Origin of the sequence: Rhodopseudomonas sp. BR0G17, assembly GCF_010907025.1 — a bacterium.
Classification (GTDB): Bacteria; Pseudomonadota; Alphaproteobacteria; order Rhizobiales; family Xanthobacteraceae; genus Rhodopseudomonas; species Rhodopseudomonas palustris_H.
In genome coordinates, this window is sequence record NZ_QUML01000093.1 from 1 (window position 1) to 598 (window position 598).

1 protein-coding gene is annotated in these 598 nt (G+C 62.4%); it reads left to right on the forward strand.

Translation table 11 applies throughout. From position 1 onward, the window contains the following. A partial coding sequence (locus DY467_RS25345; RefSeq protein WP_205502822.1) for a cobaltochelatase subunit CobN occupies positions 1–598 on the forward strand: 598 nt, incomplete at both ends.

Below are 598 nucleotides of genomic sequence, written 5' to 3' on the forward strand. Positions count from 1 at the left end.
AGATGTGTATAAGGGACAGGGGCAGAAGCTGATCGGGTTTGCGCAGCAGATGCTGCACGGCCTCTATCATCCCGAGGCGTTGCGTGCGCTGCGCGACGCCGGGCTCGCTACCACGCTTCCTGTGCGGCGTTATCAGACATGGCTTGCGACGCTTCCCGAACCGCGCCGCGCCGAGCTTCTGGCGCGCTGGGGCGATCCGGAAAACGCGCCGTCCGTCGTCGAGATCGCTGGCGAGAAACAGTTCATCATTCCTTGCTATAAGGCAGGAAACTTGTTGCTTATGCCGCAGCCGCCGCGCGGCGCGACCGCGGGCGCAAGTTATCACGACACCAGCGAACCGCCGCCGCACGCCTATCTTGCCGCCTATCTGATGCTGCGCGTAAGTGGGACAGACGCGCTTATTCATTTCGGCACCCACGGCACCCAGGAATGGACGCCCGGCAAGGATCGCGGGTTGTCCACCGACGACTATCCGTTTCTTGCTGTCGGCGATCTGCCGGTCTGCTATCCCTATACGCAGGACAACATCGCCGAAGCCATTCAGTCCAAACCGCGCGGACGGGCCGTCACCGTCAGCCACCAAACAACCCCAATTGCA